A 5460-nucleotide genomic window follows, 5' to 3' on the forward strand; every position below is an offset into this window, starting at 1 on the left:
CTGGCATTAGGGCAAGCCCCCTCCCACATTATTAAGTTCCACATGGCAGGAAGATCCCGATCACTTCAGGTTCGCCTCAACCTTACTCGCCACATCATCCGGCAACCACGCCTTCCACACTTCAGGATGTTCCTTGAGGAACACCTGGGCGACTTCCCGTGGCGCCGTGTGATGCTCGCTCATGGTCGCCAGGGCTTTATTCAGCGGTTCGATAGGAAATTCAACCTTCTCGAAGAACTGCGCAATCTGTGGATGTTCCTTCTGGAACGGCGTGGACACGCCGATACTCAACTTGGACGCCAACGACCGCGTGGGCTTGGGATCAGGGTTGTCTGCATCCGTCAGGGTTTTCCAGGCCTCGGCGTCGAACGGCGGCTCCTCCAACTGGATCAGCTTGTAGCGCCCCATCAACGGCGTCGGCGACCAGTAATAGAACAGCACCGGCTTGCCCCGGCGAATCGACGACGCAATCTCCGCATCCAGCGCCGCACCTGAACCGCTGCGGAAGTTCACGTAGCTGTCATCCAGGCCGTACGCCTTGAGCTTCTGCTGGTTGACCACTTCCGAGGTCCAGCCGATAGGACTGTTGAGAAAGCGCCCCTTGCCGGGGGATTCAGGGTCTTTGAACACGTCTTTGTAGCGCGCCAGGTCCTTTACGCTCTTGAGGTCCGGCGCCAGCGGCTTGAGGCCTTTGGCCGGGTCACCCTTGACCACATATTCCGGCACCCACCAACCCTCGGTCGCGCCTTTGACCGTATCCCCCAGGCCGACCACCTTGCCTTCGGCCTCGGCCTTGACCCAGACAGGGCTGCGACCGGCCCACTCTTCACCGATGACCTGGATATCATTCTTGGCCAGGGCGGTTTCCAGCGTGATGGTGGTACCGGGCAACGTGTCGGTGGGCAGGTCGTAGCCGTTCTCGACGATCACCCGCAGCACTTCGGTGATCAAGCTGCCGCTTTCCCAGTTCAGGTCGGCAAAGTGCACCGGTTTCTCGGCGGCCGTAACAGAAAGACTCAGGGCCGTCAGGGATGCTGCTGCCAACAGCGTTTTCAATCCTTTCATGCCTTAGCACCTCGCGATATCGCAGCCAATAGCGAACGGCTTTGCTGCGGATGCGCGAAGCCTCTGAATAGTTAAGTCAACTCAACTGTAGTAGAGGTTCCGGGAGTTGAAGCGTCACTCACTGGCCTTGAACGTCACCAGCTCACCCTTGCGCCACTTCGCGGCCTTGCCGGTCACGGCTTTCAGGGTTTTGGTCAGGCCTTCCTGCAATTGCTCATTGGCGGCAAACACCAGCATGACGCTGTGGCCTTCCTTGAACACGATGCCCTGGCCTTCGGCACAAGAAACAAAGGCATAGTCGCCCAAACCATATACCGTCAACTTGATCTCGCGAAACTTCAACTCGAACTTGCCACCTTCACGGCTGGGCAATACCGCTGCGCGGAAATGGTCACCCACTTTGAGTTCAAGGCGCGGCTTGTCATCGACCACCATCGCCGTTTCCGTATCGATCTCGGCAATGTAGATGCCTTCCGGCGTTTGCTCGGTGATGTAAACAAAACGGGATTGAAACTGTTTGACCAACTTTGCGCGCAAATCACCCAGCACGAACAACGCGTGCATATCCAGATTACTGACTGCCAAGGAAACGCCCCCACATCGAAAAGAGCGCCGCCCGCCCGAGCGGGCAGCACAAAAAAACGGCCGTTACGGCACGAACACACAACACACTCGAAAAAACTGAAGAAGATCCGCTGCTGCGCCCTACGAGACTAGTACAGACGTACCCGATGGGCCTTGTGCAAGGTCATCAGGTATCACAGGAAATCACAGGTTCAACATCCCGAGAATACGGGCCGACCTACTTCAGAGAATAACCCAATTAAAAATGCCGTTTTCTGACATCCAACACAAAAACACATACCCGACGAGGGAACCAAGCGTCATCAGGCGACAATACTAAATCAGCAGGACAGGCCAAAACCACCAAAACGCAGCAGTTGAGTCAATCGGACCGTTCGACAGGAGCAGGCCATGCAACGACCCACCTACGAAGCCATTCCCACACGTACTCACTCGTCATGCCAAGACAGGGCTCAATACTACCGCTTGCACGGCTGCGACGGGAACCTGGATTGCGTTCTTTACCAAGTTGTACCTGCCGGTAGAAACTTCTTTCATATCCGTGAAGTATTGAGCGGTCGAATCAAGGGCTTTCGCAGTGACCATATTCAGGCGTGCGAGTTGGCAAAAGAACTTGAAGCCCGCTTGCACACGCACCACGGGGCCAACATCATCGGGTTGAAAGGCTGATTCGATAGAACTCTGCCGCCTCACCATCCTCCCATGTATAACGACCACCCTGCATGGAGAATGAAATGGACGCGCCAATCCCTACACTTGAAACCCTTTTTGAACAATTGGGCCTGGATTCAACACCGGACGCCATCGACGCGTTTATCGTTGCCCATCCATTGCCTGACGACGTGAAGTTGATCGACGCCCCTTTCTGGTCGGCCCAGCAAGCCAGTTTCCTCAAGGAAGAACTCCGTGAGGACGCCGAGTGGGCCATTGCCGTAGATGAACTCAATCAACGCCTGCATCACGCGAAATAACCGCGCTCAATGAAGGCTGTCTGACTGCTCAAGTTGCATCAACGCCTGCCAGGCAGCCCTACACTCCTCGGCTTCATCACGACTGGCGAACGCGGTGCCGCGCTGCTCACCGTTCAACAGCACGACCCAACAGGCCTTCTGGCCCAGCGCCCGCAGGGTCGGCGGCACGCCACTGCCAATCATCACGGCCACATCGACTTTGTTTTGCATGGAGCTTCTCCGCAACATTAGTTAGCTTGCTAACAATGTTGCCCATGCTACGGCTTTCCTCAAGTTGGAAAAAGCTATCCACGGAATAGCTCCATTGCATAAACAGCAATAATCCTAGCGTGTGCCCTTGACCCCCTCGGGTTTATAGCCAAGGCGCAACCCGCCCCAATGTCGGCCCTTGACCATGATCGGCACCGATAAGTCGTGCATCAATTCGCCAGTGTCGCGCGTATAGGTCTGGAGCAAAACGGCTTGCTGATGGCTGCCACAGCGGATTCCGGTGCGGTCTTCGAACTTGCGTTTTGTACGGTTTTGTACCGCGTCTACCTGCACATCACCGGTCAGCGCTTGGGAAAATGCCTTGTTGTGGGTCGGCACATAACCTTGGGGCGTGCAGGCGATGGCGAATACCAACCCTTCATGACGTGGCAGCAACGCTTCCTGGATCGCCGGCAACACCTGGTCGGTATAGCCATCGAACCGAGTGTGGAACTTGCTCGGGCGGGTGTTCGGGATCGGGGTGTAGCTGCGGTCAAACAGGTCATCCAGGCTGATGCGGCTCTGCGATACATCGGCTTCGAACTGCGCGGCAATCTGGCCTGCACCCTCGCGAGCCAAATCGTAGATGCGTTGGTGATAGTCATCCAGGCCAACTTCCGCCAGGCGCTCGCTGATGGTTTCGGCTTGCCCTTCCATCTGCACGGCGGCGTCGGCCAGTTGACGGGTTTGCTGGTCGCTTACGGCCAGATCGCTGCGCATCTGTTCCACGGCATGGAACAGGCTGTCGAGTTGGATACGGTTGGTGTCAGTGCCCTGGGCGATTGCATTGACCTGGCCTTCCACGTCCGCGGCCAGGCTGGCGATGCTTTGCAGTTGCTCGCCTGCATGTTCCACCTGTTCGACACCGGTGTGCAAATCCGCCGAGAGCTGGCGGATCTGCTCCACCACCTGGGCGGTACGTTGCTGGATATCGGCCACCATGACCCCGACTTCATCGGTAGCGGTTGCCGTACGCCCGGCCAGCCCGCGCACTTCGTCGGCCACTACGGCGAACCCGCGACCATGCTCACCGGCCCGGGCCGCTTCAATCGCTGCGTTAAGCGCCAGCAGGTTGGTCTGGCTGGCAATGGACTGGATCACCAGGGTCACCCGCTGGATTTCCTCGCTGCGTTGACTCAAGGCTTCGATCAGCTCACGGCTGGCATTCGCGCGCTCACTGAGCTGGTGCATCCGGGTGATCGACTGGCCCAGTACTTCGCGGCCCTGAGTACTGCGCTGATGAGCCTGGCTGGCCGCATCCAGCGCCTCACGGCTGAGTTGGGAGCTGGCCTTCTCGGTATCGATCATCACCTCGGCACTGCTGACAATCTGCTGCGCCGCACTCAATTGCGACTGCAACCGGGCGGCCAACTGCTTGACCGAATAGGCCACGCCGGCGGCGGAAAGTGCGTTATGGCTGGTGGTATAGGACAGATCGCGCGTCAGTTCGCCCATGGCATCGCCGTCTTCGGAAGACGTCACGACCGGCGAATGATGTTTCAGGCGAGGCAGCCATATGACCAGCACGGCCAGTGGCAGGCAGACGTAAAGCGGCCAGCTGACAAGCGCCAGGGCCAGCAGCACCAGCACCAGGGCGGTGCTCTGCAATAGGGGCGTGAGCCAGCCGGGCAACCCGCGCACCACCGTTTGAGGTGGCACCGCTGCGCCCATCAGAGATCCATCTCCAGCCATCTTCGTTACCCCACTGCTTGTCATTATTGTGTCTGCATTAAACGCCACTATACGGCCATTATCCATGGGCCTTTAGTGGGAGCGTTTGCAGTAGATCAATAACCAGGGTGTAACGGGTGTTTCTCTGGGGGGACCGATTGCACGATCCCCCATTCACCGCATCAGGCTTGACGCTGGTGCTTGTCGATCTGCTCGTGGCGCTCTTGCGCTTCGATGCAGTACTTGGTGGTAGGGCTGATCAGCAGACGCTTGAGGCCGATAGGCTCGCCGCTGTCATCACACCAACCGAAGGAATCTTCCTTGATACGCTCCAGTGCGCGCTCAAGCTGCGGCAGCATGCGCTGGTCGCGGTCGATGGCATTCACCAGCCAGGTACGCTCTTCTTCCACGGAAGCAGCGTCGGCCGGGTCGGCCGGGGTGTCCAGGCTTTCAATGGCGATACGGTTCTGTTCAATGCGCTCGTGGTGTTCCACTTTCATGTCTTGCAACATCTGCTCAAAAAAAGCGTGCTGCTCGGCATTCATGTAGTCATCCGCCGGCATGGCCAGCAACTTTTCCTTTGTCATTGATTTCTCTATAAAAAATACGTGCATTAAGGCGAATAAGGGAGCGTTCCGGCCGACCTCTGCAGGTCTCGGAAAGGCGCCATCCGTTCCAAGCGCCACCCGGCACTCAATTTACGAGGGGCGGCAGTCTAAGGCCGACTTGAGAGCGCAGCAACTGAAAAGACAGGCATTTTTTCCCAGATGACCTCCAGAAGCACCAGGACGGGCTCGGCGAATGGTCATCGGAGTGCGTTTATAGCAAGAAATTCAGTGCTGTGGAGCTATATAGAAGACAAACGGCATTTGCTGACAGGTAAATATCAAATGTGGGAGGGGGCTTGCCCTAATGCCAG

General features: G+C 57.5%; 7 protein-coding genes. 2 read left to right on the forward strand and 5 right to left on the reverse strand.

Annotated features, from left to right (window positions below; translation table 11 throughout):
- Positions 1-60 precede the first annotated feature (60 nt).
- Positions 61-1065: an ABC transporter substrate-binding protein gene (locus DYL61_RS30950; RefSeq protein WP_135311547.1), complete on the reverse strand. Its 1005-nt coding sequence runs from the start codon at positions 1063-1065 to the stop codon at positions 61-63.
- Between the two features lie 114 nt (positions 1066-1179).
- Entirely contained in the window at positions 1180-1629 is a 450-nt protein-coding gene (locus DYL61_RS30955) for a hypothetical protein (protein ID WP_193559474.1), read from the reverse strand.
- A gap of 411 nt (positions 1630-2040) precedes the next feature.
- On the opposite strand from DYL61_RS30955, the gene DYL61_RS30960 reads away from it, so the two are divergent.
- Both DYL61_RS30960 and DYL61_RS30965 read left to right on the forward strand, forming a co-directional pair.
- A complete protein-coding gene (locus DYL61_RS30960; RefSeq protein ID WP_167498019.1) occupies positions 2041-2319 on the forward strand; it encodes a hypothetical protein in 279 nt (92 codons plus the stop codon).
- A 65-nt stretch (positions 2320-2384) separates the two neighbouring features.
- Complete coding sequence (locus DYL61_RS30965) at positions 2385-2621, forward strand: DUF2789 domain-containing protein (RefSeq protein ID WP_135311549.1); 237 nt, start codon at positions 2385-2387, stop codon at positions 2619-2621.
- A gap of 6 nt (positions 2622-2627) precedes the next feature.
- Here the strand turns inward: DYL61_RS30965 and DYL61_RS30970 are convergent, their stop codons facing one another.
- The 3 genes from DYL61_RS30970 to DYL61_RS30980 form a co-directional block, all read right to left on the reverse strand.
- Positions 2628-2831 (reverse strand): hypothetical protein, encoded by a 204-nt coding sequence (locus tag DYL61_RS30970; protein ID WP_105698062.1) that lies wholly within the window; start codon positions 2829-2831, stop codon positions 2628-2630.
- Positions 2832-2945: 114 nt separating this feature from the next.
- Entirely contained in the window at positions 2946-4628 is a 1683-nt protein-coding gene (locus DYL61_RS30975) for a methyl-accepting chemotaxis protein (protein WP_420825098.1), read from the reverse strand.
- Positions 4629-4723: 95 nt separating this feature from the next.
- The gene (locus tag DYL61_RS30980; protein ID WP_135288325.1) at positions 4724-5128 is read right to left on the reverse strand and encodes a TraR/DksA family transcriptional regulator; all 405 of its coding nucleotides are present in this window, start codon (positions 5126-5128) and stop codon (positions 4724-4726) included.
- Between the last annotated feature and the right edge of the window lie 332 nt (positions 5129-5460).

Source organism: Pseudomonas nabeulensis (genome assembly GCF_004682045.1).
GTDB lineage: Bacteria > Pseudomonadota > Gammaproteobacteria > Pseudomonadales > Pseudomonadaceae > Aquipseudomonas > Aquipseudomonas nabeulensis.